The organism is Brucella sp. TWI559, assembly GCF_039674265.1.
Taxonomy (GTDB): Bacteria; Pseudomonadota; Alphaproteobacteria; order Rhizobiales; family Rhizobiaceae; genus Brucella; species Brucella chromiisoli.
Map to the genome: position 1 here is coordinate 229,858 of NZ_JBDJNE010000004.1, position 18,669 is coordinate 248,526.

Sequence of the window (18,669 nt, forward strand, 5' to 3'; positions counted from 1 at the left end):
ACAACGGTTTCAGCAAAACCAATCAGCGATATGGCGCATCCATCGCAATGTTGCGCGCAATTTCGCGTTCCCAGCGATCGCCGTTGGCAAGGAGCTTGTCCTTGTCATAGTAAAGCTCTTCGCGGGTTTCGGTCGCAAACTCGAAGTTCGGACCTTCAACGATTGCATCCACCGGACAAGCTTCCTGACAGAAGCCGCAATAGATACACTTCACCATGTCGATGTCGTAACGCACTGTGCGGCGCGTGCCGTCATTGCGGCGCGGACCCGCTTCAATGGTGATTGCCTGCGCCGGGCAGATCGCTTCGCAGAGCTTGCAGGCAATGCAGCGTTCTTCGCCGTTGGGATAACGGCGCAGCGCATGCTCGCCGCGAAAACGCGGCGAAACAGGACCTTTTTCATGCGGGTAGTTCAGTGTTGCCTTCGGCGCAAAGAACTGACGCATGGAGAGGAAGAAAGCACCGACGAACTCCTTGAGAAGGAGGGATTTCGCGGCCTGTGCGAATGAAGCCATTTGTCTTTCTCCTTACACCAGACCGAAGACTTTGATGACGGTCGCGGTCAGCACAACCATTGCCAGCGAAATCGGCAGGAACACTTTCCAGCCCAGACGCATCAGCTGGTCGTAGCGGTAACGCGGTACGAAAGCCTTCACCATGGCGAACATGAAGAAGCAGAAGCAGAGCTTGAGCATGAACCAGATGATGCCCGGAACCCAGTTGAGGAACCATACGTCAACCGGAGGCAACCAGCCACCGAGGAAGAGTGTGGTCATCAGGGCGCACATCAGCGTGATTGCCACATACTCGCCCAGGAAGAACAGAAGGAACGGCGTGGACGAATATTCGATCATGTGACCGGCCACGAGTTCGGATTCAGCTTCGACAAGATCGAATGGCGGGCGGTTCGTTTCAGCAAGCGCTGAAATAAAGAAGATCACGAACATCGGGAACAGGACCAGCCAGTTCCAGTCCAGGAACGAAGCAGGCAGACCGAGCGACGTACCCAGACCCGTATTCTGCGACAGCACGATATCCGTCAGGTTAAGCGAGCCAGCCGTCAGAAGAACAGTAACAATTACGAAACCGATCGACACTTCATAAGAGACCATCTGAGCTGCCGAACGAAGCGCGCCCAAAAAAGGGTACTTCGAGTTGGAGGCCCAGCCGCCCATGATCACACCATAAACTTCAAGCGAAGAAATGGCGAAGATATAGAGAATGCCGACATTGATGTTAGCAATCGCCCAGCCTTCATTGACCGGGATGACCGCCCAGGTTGCCATTGCCAGAACCGCAGAAACAAACGGTGCAAGAAGAAACACACCCTTGTTTGCGCCCGAAGGAATGATCGGTTCCTTGAAGACGAACTTCAAAAGATCGGCGAAAGCCTGAAACAGACCCCATGGACCAACAACGTTTGGACCACGGCGAAGCTGTACAGCTGCCCAGATCTTACGGTCTGCATAAAGCAGGTAAGCCACGACGATCAGCAATACGACAAGCAGAACGACCGACTTCAGCGCTATAATCAGCGCGGGCAAGACGTAAGCTGCAAAAATTCCGTCCATTATTCCGTCTCTCTCTCGCTTACTCAGCTGCCTGTTGGAAGCTGCCGGCCGCAAGCGCCGAGCACTCGGCCATGACGGCGGAAGCGCGCGCGATTGGGTTCGTCAGATAGAAATCCTTGATCGGCGAAACAAAAGCAGCGCCGCCAGAAAGGGTAGTTGCTTTTGCTGCAAGTGCCGACAGGTCGTCTGCGTTCGCAGGAGCAATCGTGTCGATTGCCATCATATGCGGGAAGTCTGCATAGAGCTTGGCGCGAAGCTGTGCGAGGCTGTCAAATGGCAGACGCTTGCCGAGCGTGTCGGAAAGAGCGCGCAGAATTGCCCAGTCTTCCTTGGCTTCGCCCGGAGCAAAACCTGCACGATTGCCAAGCTGCACGCGGCCTTCGGTGTTGAGCCATGTACCCGATTTTTCGGTATAGGCTGCACCGGGAAGGATAACGTCAGCAGCATGTGCACCGGCATCCCCATGTGTACCAATATAAACGATGAAGCTCGAGCCCTTAGCCGTCATGTCGAGTTCGTCTGCACCAAGCAGGAACACAACATCAAGATTGCCGAGCATATCAGTTGCTGCCTTGCCGCCCTCACCCGGAACAATACCGAGATCAAGAGCACCAACGCGCGAAGCGGCAGTATGAAGAACAGAGAAGCCGTTCCACTCAGCGCTGATTGCACCAACATCCTGCGCAAGCTTCGCAGCGGCTGCCAGAACAGCAGCACCGTTTTCGCCGGTAAGCGCGCCCTGACCGATGATGATCAGCGGGCGTTCAGCCTTTACCAGCACGTCACGGAATGCGTTTTTGCCGGAGGCAACTGCGGAAAGTGTGTCTGCGCCTGCGCCCAGATATTCATAATCGTAACGCAGTTCAGCCTGTTCGCCGATCAGAGCGATCGGGAAATGGCCCATACGCTGGCGCTTGCGAATGCGCGCATTCAGAACAGCAGCTTCAACACGTGGGTTGGAGCCGATGATCAGAAGAGCGTCAGCATTTTCAATGCCTTCGATCGTTGTGTTAAAGAGATAGCTTGAACGACCCAAAGCTGGATCAAGCGCTGCGCCATCCTGACGGCTGTCGATATTGTTCGAGCCGAGCGATGCGATGAGGCTTTTGAGAGCATAGAGTTCTTCAACCGAAGCCAGATCGCCTGCAACTGCACCAATCTTGTCAGCGGATGTTGCCGAAACCTTTGCAGCGATTGCCGCGAAAGCTTCAGGCCACGATGCTGCAACCAGACGGCCATCCTTGCGAACATAGGGGCGATCAAGGCGCTGGGTGCGCAGACCATCCCAAATGAAGCGGGTCTTGTCGGAAATCCACTCTTCGTTCACCGCTTCATTCACGCGCGGCATGATGCGCATCACTTCACGGCCACGCGTGTCAACGCGGATGTTCGAACCGACCGCATCCATCACATCGATGGTTTCAGTCTTGTTGAGTTCCCACGGACGAGCCTGGAATTCATATGGACGCGAGGTCAGAGCACCAACCGGGCAAAGGTCAATAACATTGCCCTGAAGCTCAGAAGTCATGGCGCGTTCAAGATAGGTGGTAATTTCAGCATCTTCACCACGACCGATCAGGCCGAGTTCAGAAATGCCAGCCACTTCGGTCGTGAAGCGGACGCAGCGCGTGCAGTGAATGCAGCGCGTCATCACGGTCTTGACAAGCGGTCCAATATATTTGTTCTCAACCGCACGCTTGTTTTCGCGATAGCGCGAGCCATCGGTACCAAACGCCATTGCCTGATCCTGCAGATCGCACTCACCTGCCTGATCGCAAATCGGGCAATCGAGCGGATGGTTGATGAGCAAGAATTCCATCACGCCTTCGCGGGCCTTTTTGACCATAGGCGTGTTGGTGAAAATTTCCGGTGCTTCGCCATTCGGGCCAGGACGCAGATCGCGCACGCCCATAGCGCAGGACGCTGCCGGCTTTGGCGGTCCACCCTTCACTTCAACAAGGCACATGCGGCAGTTTCCGGCGATGGAAAGCCGTTCGTGGAAACAAAAACGCGGGACTTCAGCCCCCGCGGCTTCGGCAGCCTGAAGGAGCGTATAGTGATCGGGTACTTCGATCTCTGTGCCGTCAACCTTAATATTTGCCATCGCTTATCCAAACCTGCGGCTCTTGCCGCATCTTCCAGATGTCAAACTCTAAAGTCCGCCCTTCCCGGGCGGACATACAACGTATTCTTCCGCTTACTCAGCCGCTTCGAGGCGGATGTTGCGGCTCTGAACAGCGTTGCGTGTATAATCGTCAATGCGCTTTTCAATTTCCGGACGGAAATTGCGGATCAGACCCTGAATAGGCCATGCAGCGGCATCACCAAGCGCACAGATCGTATGACCTTCAATCTGCTTGGTTACGTCGAGAAGCATGTCGATTTCGCGCTTCTGCGCGTTACCCTTGACCATGCGCTCCATGACACGCCACATCCAGCCCGTACCTTCACGGCAAGGCGTGCACTGGCCGCAGCTTTCATGCTTGAAGAAAGCTGAAAGACGGGCAATTGCCTTGATGATGTCAGTGGACTTGTCCATGACGATCACGCCACCCGTGCCGAAAGAAGATTTGAGCTCGCGCATACCATCGAAGTCCATGATGGCATCCATCATGTCTTCACCCTTAACGACAGGGCACGATGCACCGCCGGGAATAACTGCAAGCAGATTATCCCAGCCACCGCGAATGCCGCCAGCGTGCTTTTCGATCAGCTCGCGGAAGGTGATGCCGAGGCTTTCTTCAACGGTGCAAGGGGTGTTCACGTGACCAGAAATCTGGAACAGCTTGGTGCCGACATTGTTTGGGCGACCAATCGAGGAGAACCATGCACCACCGCGACGGAGGATCGTCGGGGCGACCGCAATCGATTCAACGTTGTTAACCGTCGTCGGGCAGCCATAAAGACCCATATTTGCAGGGAAAGGCGGCTTCAGACGTGGCTGACCCTTCTTACCTTCCAGGCTTTCAAGCAGAGCGGTTTCTTCGCCGCAGATATAAGCACCGGCACCGTGATGGAGGAAAATATCCATATCCCAGCCGCACTTATTGTTCTTGCCGAGAAGGCCAGCGTCATAGCACTCATCAATCGCTGCCTGTAGCGCTTCACGCTCACGCATGAATTCGCCGCGCAGATAGATGTATGCGGTGTGGGCGTTCATGGCACAACCGGCGATCACACAGCCTTCGATCAACGTATGCGGATCGTGGCGCAGAATTTCGCGGTCCTTACAGGTGCCCGGCTCTGATTCATCGGCATTCACGACGAGGTAATGCGGACGATCCGTCACTTCCTTCGGCATAAACGACCATTTCAGGCCAGTCGGGAAGCCCGCGCCACCACGTCCACGAAGGCCGGACGCCTTCATTTCGTTGATGATCCAGTCACGGCCCTTCTCGATGAAGCCCTTGGTATTATCCCAATGGCCGCGCGACATGGCGCCCTTGAGCGACATATCTTTGAAGCCATAGATATTGGTGAAGATGCGATCTTTATCAGCCAGCATGTCTCACCTGCTTCCGTCTTTGGTTGCAGCTTCAGCTTCGGCCTTTGCCTTGGCTTCAGCTTCTGCCTTGGCTTTGGCAACGGCTGCGTCCGATGCCTTACGGGTTTCCAGACCAACTTTTTTGTAGTCCAGATCTTCGGTCAGAGCCGTCAGTCCGCCCATAGGTTCAGACGTGATACGGCCATCCTGTGGACCCGGCTTAACAGTGTCGCCCTTGCCTGCTTCAAATGCATCGATGATTTCAGCAAGACGTTCCGGCGTCAGGTCTTCATAGGCATCCTTGAAGATCATGACCATCGGCGCATTGACGCAAGCACCCTGACATTCAACTTCTTCCCACGACAGTGTACCATTGGCATTGAGCTCGAAAGGATCGTGGTGGATCTTATGACGGCAGACATCCATCAATGCTTCCGAGCCACGCAACATGCATGGCGTGGTGCCGCAAACCTGAATATGCGCGCGCGTGCCAACTGGCTTGAGCTGGAACTGCGTATAGAAGGTTGCTACTTCCAGAACACGGATCAGCGGCATTTCAAGCATATCAGCGACATGCTCAATAGCTGCCTTTGTGACCCAGCCTTCCTGCTCCTGCGCGCGCATGAGCAACGGAATAACAGCCGACTGCTGACGGCCTTCCGGATATTTTGCGATCGTCTTGTGCGCCCAGGCCTGATTTTCCGCGTTGAAAGCGAAACCAGCCGGCTGGACGGCATCATCTGCGAGACGGCGAACGGACATCAGCGGTCAACCTCACCAAACACGATATCGAGCGAGCCAAGAATTGCCGACACGTCAGCCAGCATGTGGCCGCGGCACAGGAAATCCATAGCCTGAAGATGGGCAAAGCCCGGCGCGCGCAGCTTGCAGCGGTAAGGCTTGTTGGAGCCATCCGATACGAGGAAGACGCCAAATTCACCCTTCGGCGCTTCAACGGCTGCGTAAACTTCACCGGCAGGCACATGGTAGCCTTCCGTGTAAAGCTTGAAGTGATGGATGAGCGCTTCCATTGAGCGCTTCATCTCGCCGCGCTTTGGCGGCACGATCTTGTTATCAGTGCTTGAAACAGGACCGACACGTTCCTTGCCAAGCAGAAGATCAACGCACTGGCGCATGATGCGAGCCGACTGGCGCATTTCTTCCATACGGATCAGGTAACGGTCATAGCAGTCACCGTTCTTGCCGATTGGAATATCGAATTCCATTTCGTTGTAGCATTCATAAGGCTGCGACTTGCGCAGATCCCATGCTGCACCCGAACCGCGAACCATGACGCCGGAGAAGCCCCATGCCCATGCATCTTCAAGTGAAACAACACCAATATCGACGTTACGCTGCTTGAAAATACGGTTTGGTGTGATCAGATCATCGAGGTTCTTGAGTGTTGTCGTCAGGAACGGATCGATCCATTTGCCAATGTCTTCAATCAGCTGATCCGGCAGATCCTGATGAACGCCACCTGGACGGAAATAAGCTGCGTGCATACGAGCGCCGCAAGCGCGTTCGTAGAACACCATCAGCTTTTCGCGTTCTTCAAAGCCCCAGAGCGGCGGCGTCAGCGCGCCAACGTCCATAGCCTGTGTGGTCACGTTGAGAAGGTGGTTGAGGATACGGCCGATTTCCGAGAAAAGCACGCGGATCAGCTGGCCACGCTTCGGCACTGTAATGCCAAGCAGACGCTCAACAGCCAGAGCATAGGCATGTTCCTGATTCATCGGCGCCACGTAGTCGAGGCGGTCGAGATAAGGCACAGCCTGAAGATAGGTCTTCGTTTCCATCAGCTTTTCGGTGCCGCGATGCAGCAGACCGATATGCGGATCGACGCGTTCCACGACTTCGCCGTCGAGTTCAAGAACAAGACGCAAAACACCGTGCGCAGCGGGATGCTGCGGACCAAAGTTAATATTAAAATTGCGGACCTGAGTCTCAGCCATGTTCAGCTTCCTGTCGCTCAGTTCGTCTTGGCTTTCTCATCGCCCGGCAGGACGTAATCGGTCCCTTCCCATGGCGAGAGAAAGTCGAAATTGCGGAATTCCTGTCGCAGCACAACAGGCTCATAGATAACGCGCTTTGCTTCGTCGCTGTAGCGAACCTCAACAAAACCAGTCGTCGGGAAATCCTTGCGCAGCGGATGACCCTCAAAACCGTAGTCAGTCAGAAGACGGCGCAGATCAGGATGGCCGGAGAACAGAACTCCATACATGTCGTAGGTTTCACGTTCGAACCACTCAGCACCGACATAAACGCCGACAGCAGACGGAACCAGCGTGTCTTCATCGGCCTGAACCTTGACGCGAATACGAAGGTTCTGGCGTGGAGACATGAGCTGATAGACAACATCGAAGCGCTGTGCGCGCTGCGGATAGTCTACACCGGAAATATCCGTCAGGTTCACAAACTGGCACTGCACGTCATCGCGCAGGAACGTCAGAACGCTGATCAGGCTCTTGACCGGAACAGCAAGCGTCAGCTCACCATAGGCCAGCTTCGCCTCTTCGATCGCATCGCCGAGACGTTCCTTGATATAGCCGGAAAGTTCATTAAGAGCTTCTTCGCTCATATCTCTAACTTCCTCTTTCAGAACCCTGTCCACCCTTGGGAAAACAGACCGGGCTCCAATAAACCTCTTGCACTGCTCGAACCGGAAAGGCCCGATCAGCGCTCGATCGTACCCGTGCGGCGGATCTTCTTTTGCAGCATGAGAATGCCGTAAAGCAGAGCCTCAGCGGTTGGCGGGCAACCGGGAACATAAATATCGACCGGAACAACGCGGTCACAGCCACGCACTACAGAATAAGAGTAGTGGTAATAGCCGCCGCCATTCGCGCATGAACCCATCGAAATAACATAGCGCGGCTCAGGCATCTGATCGTAGACCTTGCGCAGAGCCGGAGCCATCTTATTGGTCAGCGTACCAGCAACGATCATCACGTCTGACTGACGCGGAGATGCGCGCGGCGCGATACCAAAACGCTCGGCATCATAGCGCGGCATGGAAATATGCATCATTTCCACAGCACAGCATGCGAGACCAAAGGTCATCCACATCAGCGAACCTGTACGCGCCCAGGTGATCAGAGCGTCAGCAGATGTGACGATGAAGCCCTTGTCGGACAGTTCGCTGTTCAGATCATTGAAAAACGCATCGTCGGAGCCAACAGGCTTGCCCGTGCGCGGGTCGAGAATACCCTTTGGCTGCGGGGCAATGAGCGTCGAACCCGATGCCTGGTTTGTGCCGGTCAATCCCATTCCAGCGCTCCCTTCTTCCATTCATAGATGAAGCCGATGGTCAAAACACCAAGGAAGAGCATCATCGACAGGAAACCAAACCATCCAATTGTACCGAAGGACACAGCCCACGGGAACAGGAAAGCGACTTCAAGGTCGAAGATAATGAAGAGAATCGACACCAGATAGAAACGGATGTCGAATTTCATGCGAGCGTCATCAAAGGAATTAAACCCGCACTCGTAAGCTGAAAGCTTTTCCGGGTCGGGCTGTCTGTACGCGACTAGAAACGGCGCAACCAGAAGGGCTACACCGATTACCATTGCAATGCCGAGAAAGATGACAATCGGCAAATAGGAACTTAAAAGCTCGTTCATGATCCTTATCCGGCTTGAATACGAGGCTGCGCCGCCTGTAATAAGCTTTTTAGAGCTTACCACCATGCGACACATTGCATCTCTTGCGACCTCGTCGCCTCAAGCAGCTTCAAAGGGCATGCCGTGCGAACTTAAGTATTTGGCCGGACGGTTAGCGCAGCATGCACGCAAGCGCAACCCCTCCAACGCGAACAGACGGGTATAGTGTGTTCCAGACGCTTAATAAGCGACAGCATCAAGCCTGAATACGCACCCAAACCCTATATAGCATGAAAATATCATAATTTCGTGAGCAAAAGCTGCGGACCTATCTTTCGCCATTATTAAACCCGCAGAATCAATTGATCCAGATGCGGCAGCCAGAATCGAAGCTGGACTTCGTTCGATCAAGACCGAGCTTGGATTGCGCTCAGAATCGCCTCTCAACCACTCAGCAAGCCGGCTGACCTTGCTGGATATAGAGAGCTCAGAAATTGCACCTATATATAAAGTGCAAAACACCCCTTCCCTTTCCTTCTGGTGACATGTCGCGGCTGATAGAAATTTCGCATCGCCAGAAGGGCGATTCGTAAAATGAAAAAGCAGTGGCACTTTGATCTGTAGTCCTGCTTGCCTTCAGCAATCCGTTACCGGCTTTTAGAATTCCTCTTGAACGCAATCGCAGTGCGCACCGCCAACCGGGATCTGAGTTCAACAGAGCGGTAGCGCAAAACACCTCACCCCTCGACATAAAAGTGAGGCACAAGGAAAGGATGGGGGTTTGAGCGCATATTTGCTCACGAGCGGCGACGTCCTGGTCATTTTGGCCGGGATTTTCTCTGTCGCCTATCTGTCCTGGAAGCGCAAAGCGAAATAGTTCAGCCCAAAACCATTAATGATGTCGATAAGCTGGTTCATGCGCGCAATGAGCACCGCAATGATTTGCATCAACAAACTCAAGAGTGCATCTTAAATTAATGATATTCTGGGGAAACAAGGCGAAACGCGAAGAGCGCCATTTTCACAAGATTTAATGATTAATTCTTGAATGAAAATGGCGCGAGTGACGGGGCTCGAACCCGCGACCTCCGGCGTGACAGGCCGGCACTCTAACCAACTGAGCTACACCCGCGCATTTCATTTTCAGCCATTTGGCTGGTCAGTCACCAACGTTTCCGTTCGGTGTGAGCGGTCGTTTAAGGGGTTCTCTCACCACTGTCAAGCGAGTGATCTGAAGAAAAAACAAGAATTTCAAATTTATTTTAAAAGCCGCCCTTTTGCGGGCCTTTATAGTGATCTGCTTTTATCCACCCTTCTGCATATTTCACCGGAAAGCATTCAAATTAAATGGAAAATGGAATCACACGACGAGCTCAAACGAATGAATCTCACGTCCACATGCAGTTCGATAGAGAGGGCCTATGTGAGTTATCCCCAGCGAGCCCGACGTTTTTAGCCGAACAAATAAAAAAATGCATTTTTGTAATTTTTACGCTTGCACTCTTCAAACGAACAGCCTAAACGGCTCTCACAGCGGCTGACAAGTCAGTCGGGCGATTAGCTCAGTTGGTAGAGCGCTTCGTTTACACCGAAGATGTCGGGAGTTCGAGTCTCTCATCGCCCACCACTTACCTCCTTGAAAATATTGATTGAATTCACCAAGAGCCTCGCGGCTCTTTTTTGTGTTTTTCACCTAGCAACAGGCTAGCAACTACACAAAAGCTAGCGACACGTCCGTGTCTGCATCCTGCAAAGCTCGACTTCCTTATTTATCCCGGATTTTCGACCCAAATCACTTGGCGAAGCATTTAGTTAGTGAAAACGGTCGAATCGTATTCGATGTTTTTATTATCCGCGGATCCCGCAATTTTCCCGAATATCCTATTCACGAAATTCGTGAGTGAGAAGCAATAAAGCTAGCAACAGTTGCTAGGTTTCGTGGACAAAGGTTGACATGGGGCTCAGCTGTTGATTCATGGCTATCTTTCAAAGGCGGCATTGGGCGATCATCGGAGAATTTCTGCCACCTGAAAGGGCGCGCGGATGCCATACAGTGCAGAACAACCGGCTGTATTTCAGGGCATGATGTGGATCGCACGAACTGGATCACAGTGGCGTCACCTGCCCGACGAGTATGGCAAATGGGACAGCGTGTTCTAGCACTACCGGCGCTGGGTTTCGACAGGTGTGTTCGAGGTGATGCTGGAGACGCTGGCGGAAATGGTCGAGCAAGACGTCACCCTGACACGATCAATAGCACCGTGGTCCGAGCACATCATTGTGCAGTCGGCATAAAAAAGGACTCACGAAACCGACTTCCATTTGCCATAGCGTTCGTGCATGTCACGCCACGGACACGCTGTCGAAGACCTGCTTCATACTCTGTCCAGCTTGTAACCTTAAACTTTTGCTTCGTTATCCAGTGACGACGAGCGGAATTGTGTTTGAAAGGCTGCGGCTTGCCCCAAATTCGCAGCAAGTCACGACATTACAAGCCGATACTGTAGGTGCTCTGAAACAGAAATGGCATTCATGAACCAACGCCGCGCAGTGATGTGGACCTGCGCACTGGCATGCCTGAAATTGCAAAGCAACCCGCAATCAGCTCACCTCATCCGTTTTCACCTACAACTTATGACAGTTTATGCCGCGGTGTTATTGTGTTTCCATTTATGAGACGAGACGAACGGACAGGGTGGTATGCGAGGCAAGGAATGCAATCTGCATATTCAATCCGAGCAAAACGTCTTGTTGCCAAATTTAAGCTGCTTGTTTTTTTAAAGGTAGTTTAATGGACGAAGAACTATTCAATATTCTGCGAGATGCTGAGGCTCCATTTGATCCTGAGATGGCTCGTGCATCGGAAATCATTGACAGAGACGTGGCTAATTTTCATGCGCGCGACCAGGCAGCCCGACCCCAGGCACATATTGCCATTGACAGAGCCTCGGCCGTTCTACAGGACGGTGTTCACGCACGCATGCGTGAGCCCTCGCCGGTTCATGAAGGTGCTGGGCGGGCCCCGCGACAAGCCGCATTCCCACATCAGCGCAGAGTAGAGCCTTACGCCCGCCCAGGGCCAGTCGCGCCTCGCGTTCCTGAAGCTCTGAACTATGGTCCGCCAAGGTTGAACCCTGTGCCAGAAGATATACGACAAAGAGTAGAAGAACGGGACAGTAATTCGACATTAATTGATGTTGCGAAAGATTATAACTATAATATGTCAGTGACCGCAGATGAAACGCATGACAGAATTATTGAAGTTCCCGTCGTTCGCCGTGGAACTAGATATTATGTTTATAAAGACAGAGATTTTTCCGTACAAGTTGGTGGGGATCCATATAGATGGGACAGATGGAGATATATTAGACGTGGGCTTGGAAATAACGGGGCAGGTTGGGAATCAATTCAAACGGGCCGGAGCATTACTGGAAATGATGTTATACGGCCTAGGCAGCCAGGTGGTGACTATATAATCACCTTAGGACGTCGTCTTTAATCAATCTGGGAGGGCGTTATGTTTGAAAACGGGGGATGCCTTAATTTGACAAGCATCGTACCCCTCGCCTTGGCGATAACAGCTATAGATTGTTTGTGGTTTGTAAGCTGACCGCGTCGCTGGAATGGGGCGTTTGTCCCTGTGGGCGTTCGGTGCATGAAGACCATTTCTGTTTCAGAGTTCCGCAGCATTGGCTTGTAGTGTTGTGACTTGCTGCGAATTTGGGACAAGCCGCAGCCTTTCAAACACAAATCCGCTCGTCGTCACTGGATATCGAAGCAAAAGTTTAAGGTTACAAGCTGGACAGAATATGAAGCAGGTCTTCGACAGCGTGGCTGTGTTACGTTTTGGATCAGTGAAGCCCCTATAGTCGGGCCGACTGCGCCCCGGCGTAAGACGCGCTCTGAACAACGTTGTCCCGAGCCATTGTGTTGCGAAGTCCTGAGCCTCTTTTATACTTTCAATGATGTGCTGGTCGAGCCATTCGTGTCGAACAGTTCGTTTACCGCTTGTCACTTCATTGAGAATGACACTCGCAGGCCGCTGTTCTTCAGATTGGCATTACCCGGTGCCACGCCAACGAGTTTCGATGTACCAAGCTCGCCATTGTGACTGTTGAGGATCAGACCGGGCGTGCCGGCATTAAAGTTGCCCTATTTATTATACGACAGTCCCTATCCGCTGGGCGTCACAATATCAACGAGTGGAACACCGCTTGGTGCAGCTCCTATGCCGGACTGATTGCCAATCGGTGCATTGACATCAGGTGTTAGTTGCCGTGATTGCGGTAAGACAGGCTGAAAGACCAACAACCCGCTAAGTAGGCTGCCAACGCCTTTGCTGGCAAATGCGGCAGGATCAAACCAGCGATGTATCCACTTGGTTCCCTTGGGAAAAGCGGATACATGCGAGAAATATTGGCGGCATGCAAAATTCCTCGTGGCCGACCCTGCCTAATAATAACAATTAGATGATTGAAATTAATCTACTTGGCTCTAAGAATGACAAATGCTTCTCCGCCATTTGGGTCATGCATAAAAATCAAAGGAACTCCTTGAATTTCTGCTGTAAAAGGAACCTTGCTTCCGGACATGCCTTTTCCTGTAACCGATGAGACAGTCGCAATAAAGGCCTTACGCAAAGCCAATCTGTTTCCAGAGTATTTGGCTGTCGTCACGGCACATTCGTGGTTGGGCTTTATCTGAGCAGAAAGGGAATTGTCTGCAGACATTCCCGCTTTGCCTTCGCCAAGCTCAATAAAATCCTGAACACCAAAACGCCTAGCAACTGCCACAGCGTTGGAGAATGAGGGGGCAGTATCCAGACATATCGCTTTGAAAGCTTTTAGTCCGGCATAATCCTGAAGCTCTTCCTTTTGAGATACATTTGCTGGCGCGCCCGAAGAACCAACTGAATTGCACCCCGTTAGACTAGAAGCAATGAGTGCAACCAATGTAAATTGGAAAAACTTCTGAAGAATTAAAGTATATTTTTTTAATATATTTTTCATTTTTCGCATCCTCTTGTGATCTCGAAGATATTGAAGAAACATTGCATGATTAAACTCTCAAACATCACCTTTTAATCCCTGGATTTTACGGACTGCCCGCTGCCGGGATTGTCGAGTTTTTTGTAAACTTCGGTCAGTTGGGATTTTGGTGCCGCACATTTCTTGGTGCGAGCAATGTCTTCGAGAACCTTGTTGCGATTGCGCAGCGCATCAATCTCCACCTTCTCAGGTGACTTCGGATCCATGAAAAACAATGCGGGAAGGAAGAATACGCCTGCGGCTCCCAGAACGATATTCTTGCCCTGCGCCTGACTGCGTTCTTTCAGCGTAACCGTTATCTGCCGCTCATTTGCAGCAAACTCGCGGGAAATCCCCGCACAATCAAAAGCGCTATCGGTCGGATTGGTTATTGCTATAGGTTTTGCTTCTCGACCACCACAGCCTGCAAGGACGACAGATGTTCCAAGCAATGCAAATAACACAGCACGTTTCATTTTGGACTTCCTGATCTAGCATATAATTTTATTGATTAATAAATTTGCTGGCTGATACGTCACTGAGGCGTCAGCCAGACTTTTACTCCCTGCGTGAAGTAAGCAGCTAGCTTCTCCACAAGATGCTGCTGGCTCTTTGTGGTCGCTGCATTCACAGCCATGGCAATAGGAATAGCCAAACCACCTCCCTTGTAGCCAATATCTGCACCACGACTTTTGGGATTAAACGCTATCAGTTGGCGCGTGCGTGCATCTTCCAACCTGACTTCTGCTTCAACAGTGCTATCTGTAGACCTAAGTACGCGCCCTTGCTCGGACGCAAGATCAAGATGGGTGACAGTGACGATCAATCGAGCCGGGCGAGTTCCACCTGGATAGCCGATAAGCTCTCGCTTCAGTTCTGAAATAAGAGCGGCCCGTACCATCTCTGCCTGCCGATCAACCGTCAGTCCATTCATAAGAGGCACCGTACTGACGACTTTGGGTTCAAGCTGCACTTGTACTTCCGATACGCGGATACCTTGCAAAGCAGCTATCAATTGCGGATCACGCTTTGTCGTGACACACCCAGCAACAACAATGCTCAATGCGACCACAGTCATGGTCGCAACAAAAAGCCGTTTAAGTTTATTAATCGTAATTGCCTCAAAATTTGCCATAGTCCCCCCTGTTCACACATCACCACTGCTGCGATGTGCTGACGAAAAACAAATCCTTGCCGTTGGTATCGGCCGTACTCTTGATGATGGGTGAATAGCCGATATCGGCATTAATATTGCCATCCGCCAGACGCGTTGCCACAGTCCAACCAGAACCATCGCCACCTTCAATTCTAAATCGCGCCTGTTCAAAACATGGTCATAATCAACGCTCGCATAGGGCCGCAATTCGCTGAGCCGCTTGGTCAGGAGTTCACTGCCCTTCCAAGGCAACGTGCGCCATGTGATCTCATTGCGGGTGAAGAGACCGTTAGTTGCCATTCCGCGAGAGCCTTGGTGACGCCCTTCAACGAAAATTTGAGATTGATGTTCTGGCCGTTCATCAGGCGCAGCCGCGCCTCACCTGCAGACCCTTTTTGCAAATCACTCAGCATTTTCTGATCAAGCGTTTGCTGCGCCCAGCATCCAGCATGATTGCAATTGCGGTAAGGGATCGTGACGACATTTTTGCCATTAGCAGCAAAACCGAAACCAATTGGCAGCACAGCATTCAACGGCACAAGTGCGGTCAATAACAGCTCATTGCCGGAACGCTTCTTGCCGGCTTCGGATGCGGTCTTCGCAATAGCCAGTGTGAGAGCTTTCCCGTCAGCGGCTTTGACTTCAGCGAAACGATAAAACCTGCCATCAAAACGCTTTGACTCAATGGCAGGCGCTTCCTTTTTATCCATGGAGTCAGCTGCTTCCTGCGCCTGTGCGGGAACGAAGCTCGATATTAAAATTACTACAGCGCCACCCAAGGGAGCCCAATTCATACCAAATTGCATTTCAATACGCCCCCGATTGAACTATGCATACGTTGGTTGCCGAATTGTCAGATGTTTCTCGCGCCCCACACGCAAAACAACAACGTTGCAACCAGAATAATATGATGCCGGATGCGCAATTTCCCCCAACATGTCAAGACGCATCCGGGATATTAACAGGCAGGCTAAACTTTTGTCTAAGAAAGCAGGGGCGTTCGAAGCCCATAAAGCAGCCAGTAAGTGATAATGGCTGTATCAATATGACACGCGTTCCCAATCGTCTATTCTCAAAATGTGTAGCTATTCGATCCGCACAGCGGCCGCGACAGCGCTGCATGGGTTGATGCTGTCGCCGGAATGCAAGGTAAATACTTCTGACAGACGATCTTTACTTCAGTGCTGGGGTGTCGTGGGTGCGGGGCAGGCAAAAATGGATTGGGATTTTGCTGGAACACTCGGATACCAGTTCAAGGACAATCTATCTGCCGTTGCAGGTTATCGCGCGCTCGGTGTCGACTATAGTCAAGATAGTTTCGTTTATGATGTGATTCAAAAAGGGCCGATACTTGGGCTGGCAGTGCATTTCTAATATGGTATCGAGATTAGAATGAACCATTGAAATCGAAGTCAAACCAACCGTTTATTGACCGCTTTTTATTTATCGGCTGAAAAGCCGTCATTCTCCTTCCGGGACACGCCTCTAATAAAAGCATTTCCCAGCAAACCCGTGCAGCCGTCCCAAGCTTTCAAAAGCGTTCAAAGTTCACGCGACCCGAACATTCTCATGAGGCATTGACCTTAAAAGGACCATGCCCCGGCAAGGATGCAGCACATATTTGACAAGGAGGCGTAATTAAAGGGCAGACCAGTTCCTTCTAGCCCAGACAAACCGCCTCAACCACGTTAATCATGGTTTTTTTGTTTGAGCTCATTCTCATAGCTTAAAGGTCGATAAGTGTTTTAATCGCGTCAGCAACTAACGATAAAGCCGGCCCAAGTGGGTCTACCAGATCAAAATGATCAATGTCCGCAGGTTCCATTAAACGGATGATGTCTCCGCAAGCGCGCGCTTTCTCAGCGTAGACTCGGGTCATTTCCCGTCGCCAATCGTCTTCCAGTGTTCCTGCGATCAATATTTGCGGGATTTTAAACGGCAAGAGACATGCAGGGGACGTTTCTGTGAAAAGCTCAGCAACCTGGCTAGAATGAATTCCGAGCAAATCATGGATATCCGTTCTGCTTCCCCTCGTGAGAGAATGTTCAAGGTCATTCACACCGCCGAGTGAGACAACCCCTTTTAGAGCTATTGGATCAGCAGAAAAAGTCAGTGAATTTAATGGTAAATTGCCCCTCCCCGCCAACCACAGAGCAAGATGACCACCGGTGGAATGGCCTACAGCAATAACCTTATTGATGTTCAAGGCGTATTTAAGTGCGAGATTTCGCAGGTGGTCGGCAGCCAAGCCGACATCTTGGAATGTTCCCGGATATCCACCATTCCGGTTGCCGAGGCGCCGGAACTCGATGTCCCAAGTGGCAACTCCAGTTTCAGTCAGCGCCTCGACGAAAGGCGTTGCGTAATCCTTGCTCCAATCTGCCAGCCATCCGCCGCCGTGCACAAAGATTACAACTGGAAAGCCGCCAGCTGGGGGTGTTTTTTTTGGCAGTCGGAGGTCAGCAAACTGCACCGGGCTTGCTTCTCCATAACGGATCCGGGCGTCCGGAATTTTCCTCGGAAGCGAAGCAGCCAAGAGGTGAGGATGCGGATGGCGAGCAACTGGACGAGAGGTCATTCATCACCTTTTGGCCTAGGGTCGGCGTTAGACGCGTAAAAGCGAACGCGCCGTCGGTGGAAAGAAATTGGTCGAAAGCGAAGCTCTCAAAGAGCACCTTTGTTCGACCGATAACGCGCGAGCCAGTGAGCATACGGGGCGGGCAACGTCCAGGCGGGGTTTTCTTCTCCTAGCGCCATCGCGAGTTGATAGGGGTAGTGAGGGTTCGCAAGCATAGCGCGGGCCATCATGACCACATCAATTTGATCGTCCGCTATTGCTTTTTCGGCATCGCCCGGCGCATCTAGAACCCAAGCCGAGCCGACAGCAATACCTGCTTCGGAGCGTATACGCGAAGCGAACGGAACCAGAAATGCCGGTCCCCACGGCACCTTGCCCACCGGAGCAGAGAAGCCCATGCTCGTGCTTAGAAGATCGAGACCGCCCTGCTTAAACTGCTTTATAAGGCTGATTGACTGAGCGAGCATTTCCTCGTCATGACCATCAAATTCCACGATACCGAAACGCACGGTAAGTGGCAGGTTTTCGGGCCAGACATCGCGAACGGCTGCTAATGTCTCAATAAGGAAACGATTTCTTCCGGCCTGATCTCCACCATAGGCATCTGTCCGCTGGTTTGAATAGGCCGAGTAGAAACTGGAGGCCAGATAGCCGTGCGCGAAGTGAAGTTCGAGCCATTCAAAACCCGCCTCCTTCGCACGCCTTGCAGCAGATACAAAATCCGCTTTAACGCGTTCAATATCCGAAATTGACATCTCTTTCGGCACTTTGGAGAGACCACCACCGAAGGCGATAGGAGATGGTGCGATTGTCTCCCAGCCACGAGGATCGTCTGTTGGAATATGATCGTCACCTTCCCATGGAAGGTTGGCGCTTGCCTTGCGACCCGCATGTCCGATCTGTATCCCAGGAACAGCGCCTGCTGCCTTGACCAGAGCCGCGACCTTTGCCATGCCTTCGGTCTGCTCGTCTTTCCAAAGTCCGGTGCAGCCGGGCGTGATGCGCCCTTCAGGCGATACGGCAGTTGCCTCGACGATGACGAGACCGGCCCCACCACGAGCAAGACTCGCATAATGTGCAAAATGCCAGTCGTTCACAAAGCCATCGCGTGCCTGATACTGACACATAGGAGCAACGGCGATACGATTGCGCAGGCTGACGTCTTTTAGTTGAAATGCAGAAAATAAAGCTGACACTGTCTTTGACCTTGAGTTCTGCGTGGGCGGTTCCCACGCAGATATGCATAGAG

At 52.1% G+C, this 18,669-nt stretch carries 18 protein-coding genes, 2 tRNA genes and 1 pseudogene; 4 read left to right on the plus strand and 17 right to left on the minus strand.

Annotation, left to right across the window (positions count from 1 at the left end; translation table 11 throughout):
* Positions 1–22: 22 nt before the first annotated feature.
* The 10 genes from nuoI to ABE530_RS08265 form a co-directional block, all read right to left on the minus strand.
* Complete coding sequence (nuoI, locus tag ABE530_RS08220; protein WP_007874549.1) at positions 23–514, minus strand: NADH-quinone oxidoreductase subunit NuoI; 492 nt, start codon at positions 512–514, stop codon at positions 23–25.
* Positions 515–526: 12 nt separating this feature from the next.
* Entirely contained in the window at positions 527–1,570 is a 1,044-nt protein-coding gene (gene nuoH, locus ABE530_RS08225) for an NADH-quinone oxidoreductase subunit NuoH (RefSeq protein WP_265983548.1), read from the minus strand.
* 19 nt (positions 1,571–1,589) lie between these two features.
* Positions 1,590–3,674, minus strand: coding sequence for an NADH-quinone oxidoreductase subunit NuoG (gene nuoG, locus ABE530_RS08230; RefSeq protein ID WP_499694206.1), 2,085 nt, complete (start codon positions 3,672–3,674; stop codon positions 1,590–1,592).
* A 93-nt stretch (positions 3,675–3,767) separates the two neighbouring features.
* Positions 3,768–5,075, minus strand: coding sequence for an NADH-quinone oxidoreductase subunit NuoF (gene nuoF, locus ABE530_RS08235; protein ID WP_265983545.1), 1,308 nt, complete (start codon positions 5,073–5,075; stop codon positions 3,768–3,770).
* A 3-nt stretch (positions 5,076–5,078) separates the two neighbouring features.
* A complete protein-coding gene (gene nuoE, locus ABE530_RS08240) occupies positions 5,079–5,816 on the minus strand; it encodes an NADH-quinone oxidoreductase subunit NuoE (protein ID WP_499694207.1) in 738 nt (245 codons plus the stop codon).
* Positions 5,816–7,009 (minus strand): NADH-quinone oxidoreductase subunit D, encoded by a 1,194-nt coding sequence (locus tag ABE530_RS08245; RefSeq protein ID WP_265983543.1) that lies wholly within the window; start codon positions 7,007–7,009, stop codon positions 5,816–5,818. The genes nuoE and ABE530_RS08245 overlap by 1 nt, the downstream gene beginning before the upstream one ends.
* A 17-nt stretch (positions 7,010–7,026) precedes the next feature.
* Complete coding sequence (locus ABE530_RS08250; RefSeq protein WP_499694208.1) at positions 7,027–7,635, minus strand: NADH-quinone oxidoreductase subunit C; 609 nt, start codon at positions 7,633–7,635, stop codon at positions 7,027–7,029.
* 95 nt (positions 7,636–7,730) lie between these two features.
* A complete protein-coding gene (locus ABE530_RS08255) occupies positions 7,731–8,324 on the minus strand; it encodes a NuoB/complex I 20 kDa subunit family protein (RefSeq protein ID WP_024897475.1) in 594 nt (197 codons plus the stop codon).
* Entirely contained in the window at positions 8,315–8,680 is a 366-nt protein-coding gene (locus tag ABE530_RS08260; RefSeq protein ID WP_499694209.1) for an NADH-quinone oxidoreductase subunit A, read from the minus strand. Before ABE530_RS08260 ends, ABE530_RS08255 begins: the two co-directional genes overlap by 10 nt.
* Before the next feature lie 1,034 nt (positions 8,681–9,714).
* Positions 9,715–9,791: transfer RNA gene (locus tag ABE530_RS08265), tRNA-Asp, on the minus strand.
* 419 nt (positions 9,792–10,210) lie between these two features.
* On the opposite strand from ABE530_RS08265, the gene ABE530_RS08270 reads away from it, so the two are divergent.
* From ABE530_RS08270 to ABE530_RS08280, 3 genes and pseudogenes are all read left to right on the plus strand, one after another.
* Positions 10,211–10,286 (plus strand) — tRNA-Val (locus ABE530_RS08270).
* A gap of 416 nt (positions 10,287–10,702) precedes the next feature.
* The gene (locus ABE530_RS08275) at positions 10,703–10,819 is read left to right on the plus strand and encodes a transposase (protein WP_499694210.1); all 117 of its coding nucleotides are present in this window, start codon (positions 10,703–10,705) and stop codon (positions 10,817–10,819) included.
* A gap of 1,558 nt (positions 10,820–12,377) precedes the next feature.
* Positions 12,378–12,569: pseudogene (locus ABE530_RS08280) on the plus strand (IS5/IS1182 family transposase); the annotation flags it as partial.
* 574 nt (positions 12,570–13,143) lie between these two features.
* Here ABE530_RS08280 and ABE530_RS08285 read toward each other — a convergent pair.
* The 5 genes from ABE530_RS08285 to ABE530_RS08305 form a co-directional block, all read right to left on the minus strand.
* Complete coding sequence (locus ABE530_RS08285) at positions 13,144–13,668, minus strand: hypothetical protein (RefSeq protein WP_499694211.1); 525 nt, start codon at positions 13,666–13,668, stop codon at positions 13,144–13,146.
* A 71-nt stretch (positions 13,669–13,739) separates the two neighbouring features.
* Complete coding sequence (locus tag ABE530_RS08290; RefSeq protein ID WP_265983473.1) at positions 13,740–14,162, minus strand: hypothetical protein; 423 nt, start codon at positions 14,160–14,162, stop codon at positions 13,740–13,742.
* A gap of 59 nt (positions 14,163–14,221) precedes the next feature.
* Entirely contained in the window at positions 14,222–14,821 is a 600-nt protein-coding gene (locus tag ABE530_RS08295; protein ID WP_265983472.1) for a hypothetical protein, read from the minus strand.
* A 19-nt stretch (positions 14,822–14,840) separates the two neighbouring features.
* Positions 14,841–14,963, minus strand: a complete 123-nt coding sequence (locus tag ABE530_RS08300; RefSeq protein WP_265983471.1) for a hypothetical protein — start codon at positions 14,961–14,963, stop codon at positions 14,841–14,843.
* A gap of 103 nt (positions 14,964–15,066) precedes the next feature.
* Positions 15,067–15,552 (minus strand): invasion associated locus B family protein, encoded by a 486-nt coding sequence (locus ABE530_RS08305; protein ID WP_499694212.1) that lies wholly within the window; start codon positions 15,550–15,552, stop codon positions 15,067–15,069.
* A gap of 418 nt (positions 15,553–15,970) precedes the next feature.
* Between ABE530_RS08305 and ABE530_RS08310 the strand changes: the two genes are divergently transcribed.
* Positions 15,971–16,216, plus strand: a complete 246-nt coding sequence (locus ABE530_RS08310; RefSeq protein WP_499694213.1) for a hypothetical protein — start codon at positions 15,971–15,973, stop codon at positions 16,214–16,216.
* Positions 16,217–16,568: 352 nt separating this feature from the next.
* Here the strand turns inward: ABE530_RS08310 and ABE530_RS08315 are convergent, their stop codons facing one another.
* Both ABE530_RS08315 and ABE530_RS08320 read right to left on the minus strand, forming a co-directional pair.
* Positions 16,569–17,420 (minus strand): alpha/beta hydrolase, encoded by an 852-nt coding sequence (locus tag ABE530_RS08315; protein ID WP_265983469.1) that lies wholly within the window; start codon positions 17,418–17,420, stop codon positions 16,569–16,571.
* Between the two features lie 86 nt (positions 17,421–17,506).
* Positions 17,507–18,616: an NADH:flavin oxidoreductase/NADH oxidase gene (locus tag ABE530_RS08320; RefSeq protein ID WP_499694214.1), complete on the minus strand. Its 1,110-nt coding sequence runs from the start codon at positions 18,614–18,616 to the stop codon at positions 17,507–17,509.
* Positions 18,617–18,669 lie beyond the last annotated feature (53 nt).